An 18678-nucleotide genomic window follows, 5' to 3' on the forward strand; every position below is an offset into this window, starting at 1 on the left:
TGAGATAAAAACAAATATAAGATTCTATTTTAAATAAATGTAAAAAACACACTTATTTTTTATAACACGCTATAAAACAGTTTATTAAATTGTTTTTACCTTTAAAACAACCAAAGAATTGGCCGGAATTTCTGTTGAAATTTCCCCATTTTTGGCTTCAGAAATCTCTTCTTTAGGTTTTATGGGTTCAGCATCGAAATTATTTTCACTGGAAAGCTGCGGGGCAGACAGAAGAATTTTGGTTACTTTTTTACCGGTTTTCAGAGTTCCTGGTTTGATATTTACTGTTTTAGCCTGAGTATCAGTATTGACCATTTTTATAATAATCTCATGAGTTTTTGCATCTTTTACTGCTGTAGCATATAAGTTCTCCTGTCCGGATACAGTTTTCCCGTTATTTTCTATTTTCAGTACATCCGTTCCTTTATTATTGGAAAATAATTTCTGAACATAATAATTCGGGGTCGCGTAGGATTTCAGATTATTGAACCAGATGAGATCGGGCGTCCACTGCCAGCCATCAGCATGGGCAAAAAGCGGTGCGTAGGAAGTCATATAAACCACATCTGCATTTCTTTCAAGACCGGTCATGAAAGCTGCTTCTGAAAGGGCTGTTAACCAGTTATTCTTATTATCAGGCTTTACCACACCTACAGATTGGGCTGCATATTCCCCGGCAAAAACTTTTGGCCCGGAGCGGTCATACTGATCGTATCTGCCTGCATTTTTCATAAACCATTCGGGAGAGTTGTAATAGTGTTCATCAACAATCTGTGCATTAAGCTGTTTCAACTCTTTCCAGCCATATTCGAAGAATTCGCCGTCAGGTGATGGTCCGCTTCCGGAAATGATCTTAATGTCAGGATATTTTGCATGAATGGCTTTTTCAAATACTTTATAGCGTTCGATGTAATCTGCTCCCCACTGCTCATTTCCTACTCCGATAAATTTCAGATTAAAAGGTTTCGGATGTCCCATTTCAGTTCGGATTCTTCCCCATTTTGTTCCGGAATCTCCGTTAGCAAATTCAATAAGGTCCAGGGCATCCTGAACGTAGGGATCAAGGTCTTCCATTTTCACCAGTTCTGCGGTATTGAACTGGCATGCCATTCCGCAGCTCAGAATAGGAACAGGTTCTGCACCCAGATCTTCGGAAAGCTGGAAATATTCATAAAATCCCAGCCCGAAAGACTGTCCGTAATCCGGTGTAAGACGATGTGGAAATCCTGTACTCCATTTATTGATAAGATATTCACGGTCTGCTATATTTCCTATTGTTTTTTTCCACTGATAGCGTTCTGCCAACGTTCTTCCTTCTACGATACAGCCTCCAGGAAATCTCAAAAACCCGGGTTGCAAATCATATAGTTTCTGAACAAGATCTTTTCGTAAACCTCCTTTTCTCCCTTTCCAGGTATCCTGAGGGAAAAGGGAGATCATATCCATGTTCACAATACCGTTTCCTGTAAATGTGATCCGCAGTTTTGCTTTTTCAACGGTTTGAATTGCTTTGAAAACGGCTGTATACTCCTGCCACCCCTTTCCTTTGATGAGCGTGGAAACTGAAGAAATTTCCTTACCGTTTTCATCAACAAGACTTGCATTTACTGCAGCAATATTTCCTGAAACATTCTCCAGATCAAAACTGAAATCATAATATTCTCCCTGATGAAGGCCTATTCCTCTGAATCCTTCATTCTCCAGAATATAATTTTTATCATTCAGAACGGTAATTCGTGCGTAATTTTTATTGGTTTTGGCAGGGTCGGAATAAATGGTCAGAAATCCAGAATCAAGGTTAGGAGAAAGTGTCTTTGTGTTGGGCTGTTTCCAGCCTGTAAATGGTTCGTCAAATTCAAAGCTGCGGTTTTTAATCAGTTCCGCATACAATCCGCCATCAGCTGCAAAATTGATGTCTTCAAAGAAAATCCCGTACATGGTGGGTTGTATTTTAATAGGTGCAGAGGTTTCTTTCAGATCCAGATTATAGGTACGGATCGTATTACTCTGAGCCGAAAAAAAAGCAGCACTGAGGGAAATCGCGATGGAAAATATTTTATTTTTGGTTGTCATAGATCGTTATATTTTGAAAGCTAAAGCATGTCTCAATTTGTCCTAAATCAATTTTTATTTTACTTTTAACAAAACATTTTTCAATCCTGCATCATCAGAAGTTCCGCCATAAAAAATGGTATAGTCGCCGGGTTTTGAAACCAGATCATCTGCTTTTTCATCATAGAAGGCAAATGAGTCTTTGGAGAGGATCAGCTGAATATTTTTTGTTTCTTTGGATTTAATCGGAGTTCTTTCAAAAGCTCTTAACGTTTTTACCGGTGCCTGGGCATCATTATTTCTTTTGATATAGACCTGAACGACTTCTTCACCCTCCCTTTCTGAAATATTGGTTACCGGAATTGTGATCGTCACATTTTCATTAACACTTATACTATTCTTGCTCAGTTTTGAATCTCCATAAACAAATTTTGAATAGCTCAGACCGTGCCCGAATGGATAAAGTGGCTTTTCCGTCATATAACGGTAGGTTCTTCCCTGCATATCATAATTTTCAAATCCTTCGTGCTTGCTTGTTTTTGAAAGGGCGTTGTCCAGCTGTTCAAGGTTTTTGTAAAAGGTAATGGGTAATTTTCCGGAAGGGTTATAATCCCCTGCCAAAACATCTGCCACAGCAGTTCCTCCTGATTGTCCGCCATACCAGGCGTTTAACAGGGCATCATAATTTTTTTCATCCTGTTCCAATCCCAGAGCACTTCCGGTACAAAGAACAAAAACAACAGGTTTGCCGGTTTTTCTAAGCTCCGCCAACAGGTCCCTCTGGACTTTAGGAAGGGCAATCGAAGTTTTGTCACCGCCTTTGAAGCCTTCTGCATTCACCATCATCTCTTCACCTTCCAGACTTGGGGAAAGCCCGCCTGCAAAGACAATGACGTCTGCATTTTTCACCTTTTCCCTTACAGAAGCAAAATTAACAGGGTCTTTTCTGTAGACTTCAAAGGTGATGCTTACATATTTTCCTTTTTGTGTATGACGCAGTTCTATCTGGTATTCTTTTCCTTTTTCCATTTTTACAGGAAACTCTGAAGGATGTCTTGCATCAGGTCCTTTTCTTGTTGCGATTTCTTTTCCGTCCACGAAAAGAGTATAGATATCGGAAGTGGAAGCAGAAAACACGACCTCTCCTGTGTAGGTACTTTTGAAAATTCCTGAAATGATGGCTGAGGTATTTTCTCTTCCTACATTGGGTGCAAGCTGGGTTCCTCCAAAGCTGTTGTAGCTGATGGCAGTGGAATTTACGGAAGTATTTGCCGGCTGGCCTTTGAATTCATTGTTATTAAAAAACGTTACTTTCATTCCTTTCGAGCCGTTTTTCTGACTGATGAAATTCTGATAGAGTGACGTTCTGGACGAAGGATCTGTTACTTCGCTTCCTTTTTCGTAAATAATTTCAGCATTTGGAAATTTGGTTTTGATTCCGTCTAAAATCGTTACAATGGAAGAAGGCGTTCCGTTATAATTTCCTAACTGCATCAATCCGTCATCGGCATTTGGTCCTACAACGGCAATTTTTTTAATGTTTCTATTGAGAGGTAGAATATTCTTTTCGTTTTTCATCAGCACAATTGATTTTTGTGCCATTTTCAGTGCCTGCTTTTTATGTTCTTCAGAATCGACTACAGAATACGGAATGGTATTCCAATGAACGGAAGATTTCGGATCAAGCATTCCCAGCTCAAACCAGCCTTTCAGGATTCTGCGCATCGACTCATCAATATCTTTTTCGGTAATCAGTCCGCTTGCCAGAGATTTATTCAGGTTGTTATAGGTATCTCCGCATTCCAGATCCGTAGAATGTTTCAGGGCATCTGCTGCGGTTGTTTTTTCGTCAGGATGGGTGCCGTGGTATTTTTTCTGAAAGAAATCAGCCAGTGCCCAGCAGTCTGAGACCACCATTCCGTCATACTTCCATTTTCCACGGAGAATTTCAGTAAGTAAAGTATTGTTTGCACAACATGGCTGCCCGTCAAAAGCATTGTAAGCGCACATCACTTCTCTTACATTTCCTTCCTGAACCAATGCTTTGAAAGCGGGAAGGTACGTCTCATACAGATCTCTTTTTGATATTTCTGCGTTATAAGAGTGACGGTTCCATTCCGGTCCGCTGTGTACTGCAAAATGTTTGGCACAGGCGTGGGTTTTAAAAAATTTCGGATCGTTTCCCTGCAGACCTTTTACTGCTGCAACGCCCAGAACGGAGGTAAGATAAGGGTCTTCACCATAGGTTTCCTGGCCTCTTCCCCATCTTGGGTCACGAAAAATATTGATATTGGGTGTCCAGAAGGTCAGTCCTTCGTACCGTCCTGTTTTTAGAGCCTCATCAAAAGATCTGTTGTATTTTGCCCGTGCTTCATCAGAAATCATTTCAAAGGTTTTAAAATGCTCCGGAACATCCCATGTGGCAGCCATCCCGATTGCCTGAGGAAAAACAGTGGCTATTCCTGCTCTCGCCACCCCGTGAAGTGCCTCATTCCACCATCCGTAGGCAGGAATTTCCAGACGGGGAACTGCCTGGGAATTATCCATCATCATTCCAATCTTTTCTTCTGTAGTCAGCAAAGTAAGAAGGTTCTCTATTCTTTCATTAACCGGAAGATCCGGGTTTCTGAATGGGTATTTATAATGTTTCTGAGCAAAAAATAACGGTGCTGCCAGTGTTGCACATAGGATTAATACAATTCTTTTCATAGGTAATATGGTTTCAATAAAGTCCGAAAAATGACAGTTGATTTTGTGATTAATCATTTTCAACCCACTGATTTCACAGATTTTTATGGATAATTATATTTTCATTATTATTTTATACAAATTGCCAGTATTATTCACCAACAATGCAATGAAAAACAAATATAACGTTCTATTTTAAATAAATGTAAATAATACACTTAAATTAATAGTAAATCCTACTTACTTTTGGTTTTCATCTACCAAATTGTAGAAATAAAGCCACCATAAGCAGTGCTCATGATGGCTTCGGATTCAGTTTACTCTTTGATAAATTTTTGTTTTACGACTGTATTATTTTTTTGAGTAACCTCAATAAAATAAATACCAGCTGGGAAATCTCCCACGTTAATATTGTTTTTTCCTGGATTTATTTTCAACCCGGATCTGATGACACTTCCCCTTCCGTCAAAAATGATGGCGGCAGCTTCTGACAGATCAGAATCAATGAAAAGGTCAGCTTTTACCGGATTAGGATATATTTTTACAACCTCTTTTTTCGTTTCAGCAGAAATATCTCTGGTGCTTAACGATCCGAAGTTTAAAGGAAGAACGTTGGCAGAATAAGTATTTTCTTCTGTAAGATATGCTTTGAAAGATCCTATTGCAGGCTCACTTCCTGCAGTTACTTTATAGAAGCCTGTTACTCCGTTTTCTGTTTTCAGCACATAGGCATTGGCCGGAACTTTAATGCTCTGGTAAACTCCGTTCATCTGATTGACCGTGATTGCTTTGGGTGTGGAAACATTTCCTGTACCGTTGAAAGTAATATTTCCTGTAGCATTGATGATTACCGGAGTATTTGCAGGAATGATCCCGTTTGAAATTGCAGTACAGCTGATATTATTGGCATTCGGAGACATCAGATAAGCAGTAACTCCGGAAGGTATATTAGCCTGGAATGGCAAGATCAGCACATCGTAACCATTAAATGTACGGCTGTAAGAAGCTGTATTGGCTGTGAAGTTAAACGGCACCTGAAAATCCATACCCTGACCGGAAAGGACGAGATTTGAGCATGTAGTACCAGAGATCACATTATTGGCAGATGAACTTACGTTTGAATTCACATAATAAATGCTGTTAGAGTTGGCACTCATAGGCTGCCAGTTATTGGAGGAAGTGACTCCCGCTGCATTTCTGAAGTCTACAGAAGTGTAGTAGCCGTTTTCCAGGGCATCCATCAGATAGCTGTCGCTTGCGGAATAGGTACCTCCGAATTTAGAAGCAATTTCATTCCCTACATTGAAATAAACATCTCCCAGATTAAGCGTCAGTACAGAGCTGTAGTTAGAATTTCTCAGTCCTAAAATTCCTTTGCATCCGTCTGTAAGCACCTGTCTTGAAATATCTAACGTAATATCGAAGTTTCCTCCCTGCGGAAAATTAATCTTCCCGTAATTATACGATTTTGTTACCCCCTGGCTGTTGATATAGTATAAAGTTGTATTGTCCGAATAGCTTTGTCCCGCCGTTGTATAGCTGTTTACATGCAGAATCAGTTTATTGTACCGGTCATTAAGCTGAAGATATCCGTTAGCCACAGTCATATTATTACTGATAAGAGGACTTGGATTGGAGAACGTCACTGTTGTATTGCTGATATTGAATCCTGTCCCAAAAGCTGTACTGGTAGCCGTTTGTGTTTCAATTTTATTATAATGAATATCACCGCCTGTCATGAGAGAAGCAGGTCTGTCACCACTTTTATTAAAAACGAAAGTCATGACACTGGAAGGGCTGATATCAGCCGTTGGCCGGAACGTTGCTGTACTCAAAGAAAGAGGAGTACTCACCATATTGGATTGTGTGTTGGTCAGTACTTTTGTTCCTGAAGTCGTATAAAAAGGAAGGTCAACTTTCAAACTATACGTATTCTGGGAAGGATTGATGACCATAAGAACGACCTGATTTCCATCCTGGGAAATATAGGAAGAGCCTTGTAAAGCTCCGGTTTTATCATCCCATTTGGCTTCTATTCTCGTTTTTCCTGTTGTGTACTTGGCATAATGTGAAAGGATATAGCCTCTTTTGGTCATTACACCTGCGGGAGTTCCGTAGGTTCCGTCCCCCATTAAGCCATAATAACGTTTGGCAGAGTAATGAATCCAGGCATTGACATTACCTAATAATGCATTGTTGACACTGCTGGCAAAGGTAAATGCATCTGTATTCCAGCTGAAATCTCTTGCCGGCTGGGTGGACGAAGAGTTCCAGTTGATCAGATATTCTGTCTGCCAGATTTCTTTATTGTAATTCTGGAATTGTTTGTAGGTAGACTGCATAAGCCCGTATTGATGCCCGCCATACACTTCAAAATTGGCCATTGCCGAAGGATCAAGTAAAGCACTGGCGAAATTATCCGTAAATCCCACACTTTCCGGGGCAATTACTTTACAATTGATAAGCTGTCCGTAATTCTTGATGAAGGTAGTAATTTGCGCAGGAGTCCAGATGCATCCCTGATACTGGGCCATTTCATCCGGTTCATTTTGAATGGAGATATAATCAAGATCTACTCCGTTGTTCTGGAGATAGGTAACAAAGCTGTTAAGATAAAGCGCATAATCCTGGTAATTTTCCGGCTTTAAATATCCGATCTGCTGTACTCCATTGGCGTCAGTATACACTGCATTGACATGGTTATTGGTTTTCCAGGCTGCGGGCATGGTCCAAGGCGAAGCAAAAATGGTAAGCCCCATAGATTTGGCGAGCTGTGCTGTAGCCAGTACGGAACTCCAGTTGCTGCTGTTTTCGGGAATATATAATCTCATAATATTATATCCACCTTCACTGGAAGCTCCCCAAAGCGTCTGAATTTCTGAGGTAGACATATGGTTATACGCAAACTGGGGGCTGCAGACAAATCCTCCGAATCCTTTTATTTTCTGATAAGGAATATTCTTATCAATTTTTACGGTTGTAAGCTGTCCATGCAGCATCAGGCTGCAAAACAGAGCTATAGACTGAATGGTTACAAGACTTAAAATTTTTTTCATAATGGTTTAGTTTTAGATAGTCGTGATTTTGATCGTAAACAATTAAAGTAAGGGCAATAGATTCCCCATCAAGACGGTTGATTTTCAAAAACCGTCAGGAAAATACCCTGAATGATATCAGGCAGCGATCTGTTAAATAAAGTTGCTTACAAAATCATTCGCTGTTCTTTCTCTTCATTCTCTGTGAGGGAACTGTATTTCAGATTGGAATGTGAACTAAGATTAATGTTTCATAATTAAAGTGTTGTTTGTGATGAGTATTGGGTCATTCAGTGAAGCATTTCGCTTTCGGGAGCGCCCAGGTAAGAGGGTTTTAATCCTCCGGTGTTGATCAGTATCTTTTCAAGGACAATGCCGGGTTCCAACACTCTGAAACGTAACGTGTGCTTTCCAGCCTGCTGAACCGAATGCTTTGTAATGGATTTAATGATATGTTCGGACTGCCATCTTCCCAATTCTCCTTTATAATGGCCGTTGAAGTTGACAATTTGCGGAGTTTCGTTGTCAAAAGAAATTTCGTAACGCAATCCTTTATTATGATTAAAATTTAAAGTCGGTGCTAATAATAATTGGACTTCAAACTCCCCTTTTGATTCAAAATTGATATCATATTCCAGCCAGATATTTTCATTAGCTTTGGGATAGGCATTCTGCGGAAAGGTTGTCACTCCCGACTTTGTTTTTCCAAAATCAGGAATCACTTCCCAATGGATTCGGTCAGAATTACTCATTCTTGCAAAATTTTCTGCTTCAATGGAAACATAACCATTTTTCTCCTGAAATATCTTTTCTTTGGGAACCTCAGCGTCAGAAATATAGGTCACTTCAGGCATTATATTTTCTTTTCCATCTGCCCAGCTTTTATATCCTATTCTCATTTGATCCATCATATGCTTCCATTTTCCATTGGCAATCACATTATTGTATTGATTGTCCAAGTAAGCGTTTCTTTCAAAACATGCCTTCACTTTATCTGCGTAGAAATTGGCTTCCGGATCTTTTTTCCTTGCCAGTTCCCTGTTTTTTGCCACCGCGTAGTACATTTCGTATAAATTACCGCAGGCATCAATCGGGTATAAAACCAACTGATAATACGCATCCTGATATTCTGCTGGAATCTGCTCTTTTAAACGTAAAGCTTCTACGGCCAATGCTCTGTAATCATTTAAAACCGTTTCAAATTCATGGTAATTCTCAAGGCTGTACGTTTTACTGTCAAGGGTTTCAGGAGTTACTCTTCTGTTGTATTTGGAATACAGATTAATCATCCTGGCAATTTCTTTGGTGTGTTTTTCTCCAAACTGCTGAGCAGCCCATTTCTCAATATATTCCAAAAGGTTTTTAGCATTAAACTGCTTCGGATTCCAGGCCATTTCCAGGAAAAAACTGATCGGAAACTCCATAGGTTTTAAATCTCCTACATTCACTACCCAAAGCTTATCTACTTTATGTTCGTAAGAAAGATTCATCTGTTCCCAGACTCTCTGGATGGGACTGATGTTGATCCATTTGGAGTTTCTCGGGCCGCCTACATAATCAAAATGGTAATAGATTCCATAGCCTCCTTTATGCAAAGGTTTTGAAAGGTCAGGAAGCTTTCTTACATTTCCCCAGTTATCATCACAGAACAGCAGGATCACATCATCCGGAACCCTCATTCCTTTATCATAATAGTCCTGAACTTCTTTATACAATGCCCAGACCTGAGGTGTTTTCTCCGCTTTTTTACCTGTAACATCTGCAATAATTTTACGCTGATCTTTTACAATTTTCTCGAGCAAGGCAATATTGGTTCCCTCTCCCATCGCTTCATCACCATCACCACGCATTCCGACTGTAACAAGCTTTTCCCAGCTCTTGCTTCTTTCGAGTCCGGATTTCCAGAACTTCTTTAAAACTTCTGCATTTTTAGCATAATCCCAGATATTCGGGAGGTTATTTTTTTTGATATACCTGTGCCAGTCGGTTTGTGCCAAAGCCATAGGCTCATGGTGGGAAGTTCCCATGACAATACCCATTTCATTTGCTAAAGGGCCGCTCAAAGGGTCATCATCATAGAATGCTTTCCCCCACATTGCCGGCCATATATAGTTTCCTTTAAGACGCAGGATCAGTTCAAAAACTTTTTCGTAAAATTTAGAATTAACTCCGCCAAAAGTTGCTCTTGCCCAGCCTCCCAATGAAGGTTCTTCATCATTAAGGAAAATACCGCGATACTCTACAGCAGGCTCACCATCAGTATGTATTCCTTTTTTAAAGTATACATTATCTTTTTTCTCAACCGGAACATCTGCCCAATAATACCATGGTGAAACACCTATCTGCTTAGACATTTCATAAATCCCGTAAATCGTTCCCCTTTTATCACTTCCCGCAATCACAATGGCTTCAGAAACGCCCGGAAATGGATTACTGACATTCTGAATGATATATTTTTCTCTTTTCCCTGTTAATGCTTTTCCATCTAGCTTTTTTTGACGAATTAAATTATCAATGGTCTTGCTTTTAACTGCTTCACCAATAATGATGATCATTCTGTTCACTCCAGGGTTTTGGGAAACCAGATGAGGCTGAACACCGGTTACTTTTTGAAAATCAGATTGAAGATTCGCAACGGCACGCAGAATTCCTTTATCCGAATCACTGTCTGAAAAAAGCATCAAACCTGAATTGCGCTCTTTCAATACCATCGAATTTTCTGTCTTGGCAAAAGAAATAAATGGTTCGGTTGCTTTTACAAAAAATATAAACAACAACGTAAGAAACAACGAAATGTTTTTTGTAAAATTCATACTATATCTTTTTGATTTAATTTTTAAATAAGTTCAGATCCACAAATTCTCCCATTCTTCTGTAGCCGGATTCATTGGGATGAAGAAAATCATGGTCGTGCATATCGTTTAAGATGACTTCCGGATTTTCACTCTGCATTTGTTTTGCAAAATCGATGACGGCATCAAACTTCCCGCTGTTTCTTATCCAGTCATTTACTTTTTTCCAGGCCTCGATACGGAAAGGTTTGTCGTAGAATGACTTTCCGAAAGGAAGAATCGTTGCTCCGTACACTTTGATTCCGTTAGCATGTGCCTTATCGATCATCACCTGGTAAGCGGCAATCAGTTCTTCTGTTCTTTTGGAAGCATCATCAGCATCTCTTGTTCCTCCAAGATCATTCACTCCTTCCAGAATGATCAGCCATTTTACGCCCTGCTGATTGAGGATGTTATAATCGAAACGGTCTAATGCTGTAGGACCCAAACCGCCACGCACCACACAATTCCCACCAATCCCGAAATTAAGGACACTTACATTCCTGGTTGAAGGATTCGCCAGTAACCGCTGCGAAAAAATATCCGGCCAGCGATTCTGTCTATTGGCTCCCGATCCTCTTCCGTCGGTAATGGAATTTCCCATAATAGCCACCGCACACGAGGGTTCACCTGTCTTTACATCGATGTTAAAAAGCGAATACCAATGATCTGTTTTTACAGGATTTTTAAATATAGCAGCACTCGCTTGCACACCTTTAACAATAAAAGAGGTTGTTCTTGAACCCGGATGCCCGGTGACAGATTGGGTTACTTTTCCATAGGAAATGGTAATGGCCAGCAGCGAATTAGACTTCAGGTTAAAGTTCACTTCATCAGAATAAATATCAGATCCGGGAGCAATTTTAAAACTGTTTTTCTTCTCAAACGTTAATGATCTGATGGTAGTTGCATCCACATTGCGGCTATCGGACGGCACAGCAATGGAAACCGCTTTTACCGCCAGACTATCCATGGAATATTTGTTGGAAAAACGTAACCGCAATTTTTTTCCACCCACAGATACACGCACAATCTGACGCAAGGTATTTCCTGAAAGCCCCGGTTCCGGCGGAAGATTTTTGGGTTCCACCAATTGGGGAGCCGTTGCCCAGGTAGTGAGCCACTGGTCTTTGGATGACTGCTTTTCCAGACTCCGGGAGGAAGAGCAGGAAATCAAAAATCCCGAAATGATGAAGATGTATAAATTTTTGAAGCGCATTTTTCCCTGTTTTTTGTTTATCAATCTTTAATTTCTTACTACAAATCCTCCGTTCGGCTGAATTTCAATCATAAAGTCGCCTTTTGCATTTACTTTCACTTCTTTTTCTGATGAATTTCCCTTTGCATCATCATTAATGAATCTAACTGTTTTCCCTGCAAACATCGGAAGCTTTATTTTCAGTTTTTGGGATTTCTTCTCAGCATTTACGCCAGCCACATACCATTGATCCGCATGTCTTCTCGCAACCACGGCATACTTCCCGGGATAGCCGTCTATGAAAACTGTTTCATCCCAAAGTGTCGGAACTTCTTTCATAAAGCTGAGCTGAAATTCCGGAGCATCGGTCAGATTATTCGGCATGATGCCAAACATCTGAACGGGATTCTGAAACAGGATTGCTGTAGCCAGCTGAAAGCCATCTGTGGTATGCCTTTTATTTTTGGCTCTGTTGGATTTTGTTAAATATTTGTTGAGGAAAGTCCCGCCAAACTCCATGCTTCCCACTGTGTTTCTGATGAAAGGATGAAGTGTGGCAAAAAAAGCTTCCTGTTTCCGTACATCTTCTGAGAAATAAAGCATTTCCGAAGCAAGAACGGCTTCACTTCCCGCATAATTCGGGTACATTACTTCCCAGCCTCTCGGTAAAGTAGCTCCATGGAAAATAATGGTTAGTCCAAAATCATTGGCATCTGACAGAATATCTTCGTAAAGACGCATGGTTTCCTGTTTGTCTCCTCCGAAGAAATCCACTTTCAGTCCTTTTACACCCGCTTCTTTCAGCCATTTCATTTCTTTTTTCCGTTCAATGGATGAGCTCATTTTATTTCTAGGTCCCATCGGTGCGTCATTGGCTGCCCCATTGGAATTGTACCAAAGTAATACTCCCACGTTTTTCGATTTTGCATATTGAATAAGGTTTTTCATTCGTTCTTTTCCAATATTTTTATCCCAAAGCGCATCCATAAGAATAAACTGATATTTCAGTGCAGCAGCAAGGTCTATGAATTTCACCTGATCATCATAATTCATACTGTTATCCTGCCACAGAATCCAGCTCCAGGTAGATTTTCCGAACTGATATTCCTGTGAAGGCTCATACATCGGATCTACCACATCAAAAGGAATGGTAGTTTCTATGATGGGTTTCAGGGAGCTGCCTACTGTAATTGTTCTCCATGGCGTCTTTCCGGGAAGAGAAACAGCTGCTCCGGTACTTCCGAAACCGTTATTTTCAGCAATGTTCGGATAAGCGACTTTGTAAAGGCTTTTTTCTGCTGTGGTTTCAAGGTGTGAAGCACAATACGAACTGTTCACTCCTGTCTCAGAAAGTAATACCCAGCCTTCATTTCCGATATGGAACAGGCCAGGAAAAACGTATCCGTAATCGGATGGTATTCCCAGCTCAGCATCAGCTTTATAACCGCTTTCATAACTTGGCGCTGTGCGGGCAAATCCTGTCATCGGCTTCATCATAGGTGAAAGAAAAGTAGTGGTCTGTGACGGGAACCTGTACCCTGTGGTTTCTGACTGTACCACAACACTCAGCCGTTCTTTCATCGGTGGAATAATATAACGGAAAGCAATATTGTTGTTGCTCACCTGAAATTCAATGCCTATTTGATGCTGGTCTGCATTACTGAAGTTAACCAATAAAGTATTGGCCTTATAATCAATCTCAGATTTTTTGATTTTTTCGTTTGTATATTTCTTAGAAATGATATCTTTTTTGCTGTCCACAAATTTCAGATCCTTTGAAAAATCGGACTCGTTGGTTACCAAACCCAACGGGGATTTTTCAAGCATTGCTTTTCCCTGAAGGATAACATTATACGATGCTTTTCCCTCTTCTGAAAAAACATGAAGTTTCAGATGTCCGTCAGGGCTTGAAATTTCTGCAACCTGTGCAAAGCTTTTGCTGATCAGAAACAGACTGAATACGATATATAAAACTTTTTTTCTCATAATTAATTATTTTCAAGAAAGGTCCAGTAATCGAAATACATAATATCTGTTGAGGCTTTTCCATTGAATACAAAGTACAGATCATGAATGCCGGTAATCTTTTCAGTAAGCTGAACTTTCACGGTTTCCCAGCGGTCATCTCCACCCGTCAGCGGAACCTTTACCGTTGCAGCAACCGGGCCGTTCACAGCATTCAGATGAACGGTCATTGTGACGTCACTGTTATGGGTAGTTCCTACTCTTGCAGAGAAGGCAGCAGCTCCTTTTTTCCGGAAATCTACATTCTTTACACTGCTATAAGCCCCATTTTTTTTTGCTTTGATGAAAACACCAGCCTCTTTATTCTGATAGGATTTTACATTTTCCGACCAGGCAATCATTTCTGCCTGATTGAATGAATAAGGATTAACTGTTGCGATAGCTTTTGTAATTCCGTTGGTCATTTTAAATGGTGAGATGGAACCGTCTTTATTGAATGTAAGCTCTTCCAGACTTACCGATCTTGTAAAACCGCTTCCGCCCGGCAATGCACCATTATGATAAAAGAAATAGGTTTTCCCCCGGAAATCAATAACACCGGGATGATTGGTGAATGATTTCCCTTCAGTAGGCATTACAATTCCTCCATATTTCCAGGGTCCCTGTGCTGTTTTACCTGTAGAATATCCTATGAATTCAGGAAGCGGACCGCCCGGCCAGAAAAGATAATACAGGTTTTTCCTTTTGTACAGCCAAGGACCTTCCTCGTATTTTGTGGGTCTTTCCAGGTTAGGCTTTCCGTCCCTTTTTCCAAATGATTCTTCGGTCATCGGAACTTCTGTAATATTTCCGGAATAGGAAATCATATCTTCATTCAGCTTTACGTATTTTAATTTAGGATTTCCCCAGTACATATGAGCCTGTCCGTCATCATCTACAAAAACGGTAGGATCAATATCTCCCCATTCGCTCTGAACAAGAGGCTTTCCCAGCGGATCATGAAAAGGCCCAAACGGACTGTCGCCAACGGCAACCCCTATAGCGCCTTTGTTATTGGTTTTGGACCACATCGGAACGTATAAAAAAAACTTTCCGTTTCTTTCTACACATTGTGCGGCCCAGGCATCACGTTTTGCCCAGTCGAAATCTTTATACGAGAGAATTGTTCCGTGATCTGTCCAGTTGACCATGTCGTTGGTGGAATACACTTTCCAGTCGTTCATGGTAAACCAGGTGGAATCATCCTCATCGTGTGTGGTGTAGACATACAGCCTGTCATTGTAGACCATTGGTGCCGGATCTGCAGTGTAGTTGGTCTGAATAATAGGGTTCTGCGCTGATAAGCCTTCGGAAAAGCCTATCAGACAAAGTCCCAGTATATATTGTATTGTATTTTTCATAATCAGTTATTTTTTCTGAAAACTCCAGTAATCGAAATTAAACAGCTTTCTCCCTGCCGTAATATTTTTTCCCTGGAACACAAAATACAGATCGTGGACACCGAAAACGGATGCTGAAATTTTTGTTGTCAGCGTTTTAAATTCTTCCCAGCCACCGGTTCTCGGAATTTCAATCTCGGCTATTTTTGGTCCTTTAACATCATCCAGATGAACTTCCAGGATACCGCCATCGATTCCTGCGGCAACGGAAGCTGAAAATGCAGAAGCCCCTTTTTCAAAATCTACCGAACGGACCCTGATATACCCTCCTGCTCTGGCATCGGAGACATACACTCCGGTTTTCCTGTTTTCGGAAGTGCTGCATTTTTCCGACCATGCCATAGTTTCGGCTTCGGTTCTCTGATATGGATTTAAGGTTCCAGCCGGAGCTACACCTTCTTTGGTCATTATAATCTTCGGAATAGTCCCGTCAGCATGATATCTGAATTCTTCTACAGCAGTTGAGCGTCCGTAGCTTCCTCCGGCCGGCAATAGTCCGGTATGGTAAAACAGGTAGGACTTTCCTTTGAAATCGATAATTCCGCCATGGTTGGTAAAGCTGTTAGTAGGCTGGTCGGTCATTATTTTCCCCTGATATTTCCACGGCCCGGTTGGCGATGGGCTGGTTGAATAGGATAAACATTCTGTTCTTCCGGTCATTCCAGCGTACATCATATAATATTGATTGTTTCGCTTGTAAAGCCATGGTCCTTCTACATATACATCATCAAATTTTTCCTGCTTTTGCAGAACCTCATCACTTTTCCCGGGACGTCTCAGCCCGCCGAAAGCTTCCACCGATTGTGGAATTTCTGTGATTTTCCCCTGATAGGAAGTCATATCTTTATTGAGCTTCACATAAAATAATTTACTGTTTCCCCAATACAGATAAGCCTGTCCGTCATCATCTATAAAAACCGTCGGGTCAATATTATCCCAGGTTCCGGTTGAAATCAGAGGTTTTCCCAAAGCATCTCTGAAAGGCCCTGTAGGACTGTCAGACACCGCCACCCCAATAGCCATATTGTTGTCAACGGTCTGTACACAGATATACCAGTAGAATTTACCGTTTCTTTCAATACACTGTGCTGCCCAGGCCCTGTCCCGCGCCCAGCTGAAAGACTCTAAAGAAATAGGCGAACCATGGTCTGTATAATTGACCATATCTTCCGTGGAATACACCCGCCATTTGGTCATCGTATAAAAATCAAATCCCGGCTGATCATCCCCTGTATAAACATACATTTTCCCTTGATAGACCATGGGAGCCGGATCTGGTGTAAAATGGGTCTGAATAACCGGATTCTGTGCAGCAATACCAATCCCTGCCAACAGAAAAGAAAGTGTGATATATTTTAAGTTTCGTTGATTCATATCTTAATCTTAATTATTGAGTGAAATGAATTTATAATAGGCAACGCCATGTGCCGGAATGTCCAATGAAAGACCTTTTTTGTCCGTATTGATTTCTGCAATATCCTTCTGTCTCCAAAGGTCACGAACCGTCTGAACACCGGAAATTCCTAATTTTTTGAAATCTTTATAGGGTAGCGTCACTTTTTCTCTTCCGAAATTGGCAAAAGCCACAGCTTTGCTTCCGTCCTCCAAATCTTTGACATAAATTCTGAGCTCACCAATGGTCTGCAAACAAACACCCTGTCTTCCCAAAGCATCCTGATTGACGGCGATAACCTCGTCATTCGTCAGAAGGTTTAAGGTGAAATCATCCAGTTTCTCAAGGTCACAGCCAATGAGCAACGGGGCTGAAAAAATACTCCACAGACTCATATGAAGATACTGTTCATCAGGCTTCAACCGGCTCTGATGTGGATTTCCCCAGCCAACAACGCCAACAACCAGCATATCCGGATCGTTCCGGTTTCCGGGTTTCGCAAAAGGCGCGGCTCTATCCTGAGCAAGGGCAATATTCTTTACGCTTGACCAAGTATCTGTAATATCGTTGGTGGTACGCCAGGATTGTGCATTGACCTCATCACCCCACTTCCATACATCGCCCATTCCATATTGGCAGAGATTGTAAACGATATCTCTTGGCTGCTGCTTCAAAAGGCTTCCCATCAGTTTGAACGGTTTTACACCTTTATCCGGATCTCCGCCGCCCTGAAAGGCAAGAGAAGGAACTTTATTGGGATCATTATCCGGCAGCCCGTCAATTACACCGCCATAGCTGCACCAGTCATATTTCAGGTAATCAACGCCCCATTTGGTATAGCTTTCAGCATCCTGTTTTTCGTAACCGTAGCTTCCGGCACATCCGCCACAGGTCCATGGACCGGGAGAAGAATAAATTCCCATTTTCAAGCCATTGTTATGCATGTAGTCTGCAAGACCTTTCATATCAGGAAATTTGGAATTGGTCAGGATATAACCGTTTTCATCGCGCATTTTTCCCTGGAATGAAGGGTCTTTTCCATCTCTGTTATACTGCCAGGAATCATCAATATTGATATAATTCCAGCCGTGATTGATCAGTCCCGACTTTATAAGGGCATCTGCTGCACGTTTCACTTTATCAGCAGAAACTTCATGTCCGAAGCAGTTCCAGCTATTCCAGCCCATTGTAGGTGTGAGAGCGATTCTGTCTCCACATTCTATTTTCAATTTTTTTGAAGCTGAACCTTTCGCATTTTTAGCATTCAAAGTCACTTCATAACTTCCTTTAGAATCTATTTTTCCAGTGATGATTCCGGTCTGTGAATCTATTGTTAAACCTTTCGGAAGGTTTTTCGCCGTAAAAGTCATTGGTCTGTCGCCCGTTGCTGCAACCCTGAACAAAAAAGGTGAGCCAGGACGAACTCCATAAACGCCTGCTGAATTAATTTTTGGAGTTGCTGCAGGTTTTGGCGTCAAAATATAAGGTACTGACGAAATCGGGTTAAATGTTGTCAGTTTTGCACCGTTTGCTGTTTCAAACTTAGCATCTGCCCAATCGGCGTGATCATAATAAGGTCCGTTTCCGCCGTCTGTTACGACTAATTCTAATTGTTTTACACCTTCCAGCAAAACGGAAACAGGCTTTGCTTTATCGCCTAATTTCATGACCCCGCTTGACCAAAGTTTTTTGTTGTCGCCGTAAATTTCAAATTCGGCAGCGGGATTTTGACCTTTGATTTCATCATCCATTCCCACCATTGCTGAAAAGCTTTTTGCTTTGCCATTTAATTTAATCAACAAAGAACTTTCAGCGTGAGTTCCAAAGCCTCTGTCAAATGTTTCTCCGGCAATCGTCAGTTTTTTGCCATCCACAGAAGTATTAACTCCCGGCTTTCCATGTCCTTGAGTGGCCACGTTCAAATCAAGCTTATCCAGCCAGACTACTGACTGAGCTTTGGAAGCAGTAAAGGAAAGCAAGATAATTCCTGTAATTAAAAATGTATTCTTCAACATGATTTTAAACCGATTTATTAAGCTTCATTCATCAAAAGACAAACATAAATTATAGTCAATAC

9 protein-coding genes are annotated in these 18678 nt (G+C 41.0%); all 9 read right to left on the minus strand.

Features of this window, described 5'->3' with window-relative positions:
• Positions 1–84 precede the first annotated feature (84 nt).
• The 9 genes from EL165_RS05790 to EL165_RS05830 all read right to left on the minus strand — a co-directional run bounded on the left by EL165_RS05790 (position 85) and on the right by EL165_RS05830 (position 18616).
• The gene (locus tag EL165_RS05790; protein ID WP_002978732.1) at positions 85–2073 is read right to left on the minus strand and encodes an alpha-L-arabinofuranosidase C-terminal domain-containing protein; all 1989 of its coding nucleotides are present in this window, start codon (positions 2071–2073) and stop codon (positions 85–87) included.
• Between the two features lie 54 nt (positions 2074–2127).
• A complete protein-coding gene (locus tag EL165_RS05795) occupies positions 2128–4761 on the minus strand; it encodes a beta-glucosidase (protein ID WP_041461729.1) in 2634 nt (877 codons plus the stop codon).
• A 296-nt stretch (positions 4762–5057) separates the two neighbouring features.
• Positions 5058–7796 (minus strand): T9SS type A sorting domain-containing protein, encoded by a 2739-nt coding sequence (locus EL165_RS05800; RefSeq protein WP_002978730.1) that lies wholly within the window; start codon positions 7794–7796, stop codon positions 5058–5060.
• Positions 7797–8065: 269 nt separating this feature from the next.
• Positions 8066–10588 (minus strand): glycosyl hydrolase 115 family protein, encoded by a 2523-nt coding sequence (locus EL165_RS05805; RefSeq protein ID WP_002978729.1) that lies wholly within the window; start codon positions 10586–10588, stop codon positions 8066–8068.
• A gap of 16 nt (positions 10589–10604) precedes the next feature.
• Positions 10605–11825, minus strand: coding sequence for an SGNH/GDSL hydrolase family protein (locus EL165_RS05810; RefSeq protein ID WP_002978728.1), 1221 nt, complete (start codon positions 11823–11825; stop codon positions 10605–10607).
• Positions 11826–11852: 27 nt separating this feature from the next.
• Positions 11853–13790 carry a glycoside hydrolase family 97 protein gene (locus EL165_RS05815; protein WP_002978727.1) on the minus strand — a complete coding sequence of 646 codons (1938 nt, stop codon included), beginning with the start codon at positions 13788–13790 and terminating at the stop codon, positions 11853–11855.
• Between the two features lie 2 nt (positions 13791–13792).
• Positions 13793–15169, minus strand: a complete 1377-nt coding sequence (locus EL165_RS05820) for a glycoside hydrolase family 43 protein (protein WP_002978726.1) — start codon at positions 15167–15169, stop codon at positions 13793–13795.
• A 6-nt stretch (positions 15170–15175) separates the two neighbouring features.
• Positions 15176–16582: a glycoside hydrolase family 43 protein gene (locus EL165_RS05825; protein ID WP_002978724.1), complete on the minus strand. Its 1407-nt coding sequence runs from the start codon at positions 16580–16582 to the stop codon at positions 15176–15178.
• A 9-nt stretch (positions 16583–16591) separates the two neighbouring features.
• Positions 16592–18616: an NPCBM/NEW2 domain-containing protein gene (locus EL165_RS05830; protein ID WP_002978722.1), complete on the minus strand. Its 2025-nt coding sequence runs from the start codon at positions 18614–18616 to the stop codon at positions 16592–16594.
• Positions 18617–18678: the final 62 nt, after the last annotated feature.

Source organism: Chryseobacterium gleum, from assembly GCF_900636535.1.
Classification (GTDB): domain Bacteria; phylum Bacteroidota; class Bacteroidia; order Flavobacteriales; family Weeksellaceae; genus Chryseobacterium; species Chryseobacterium gleum.

Excerpts from the sequence above, each read along its gene's own strand:
- EL165_RS05820 (WP_002978726.1), bottom strand. The coding sequence starts at position 15,169 with ATGAAAAATACAATACAATATATACTGGGACTTTGTCTGATAGGCTTT.
- EL165_RS05830 (WP_002978722.1), bottom strand. The coding sequence starts at position 18,616 with ATGTTGAAGAATACATTTTTAATTACAGGAATTATCTTGCTTTCCTTT.
- EL165_RS05795 (WP_041461729.1), bottom strand. The coding sequence starts at position 4,761 with ATGAAAAGAATTGTATTAATCCTATGTGCAACACTGGCAGCACCGTTA.
- EL165_RS05790 (WP_002978732.1), bottom strand. The coding sequence starts at position 2,073 with ATGACAACCAAAAATAAAATATTTTCCATCGCGATTTCCCTCAGTGCT.
- EL165_RS05810 (WP_002978728.1), bottom strand. The coding sequence starts at position 11,825 with ATGCGCTTCAAAAATTTATACATCTTCATCATTTCGGGATTTTTGATT.
- EL165_RS05815 (WP_002978727.1), bottom strand. The coding sequence starts at position 13,790 with ATGAGAAAAAAAGTTTTATATATCGTATTCAGTCTGTTTCTGATCAGC.
- EL165_RS05800 (WP_002978730.1), bottom strand. The coding sequence starts at position 7,796 with ATGAAAAAAATTTTAAGTCTTGTAACCATTCAGTCTATAGCTCTGTTT.
- EL165_RS05825 (WP_002978724.1), bottom strand. The coding sequence starts at position 16,582 with ATGAATCAACGAAACTTAAAATATATCACACTTTCTTTTCTGTTGGCA.
- EL165_RS05805 (WP_002978729.1), bottom strand. The coding sequence starts at position 10,588 with ATGAATTTTACAAAAAACATTTCGTTGTTTCTTACGTTGTTGTTTATA.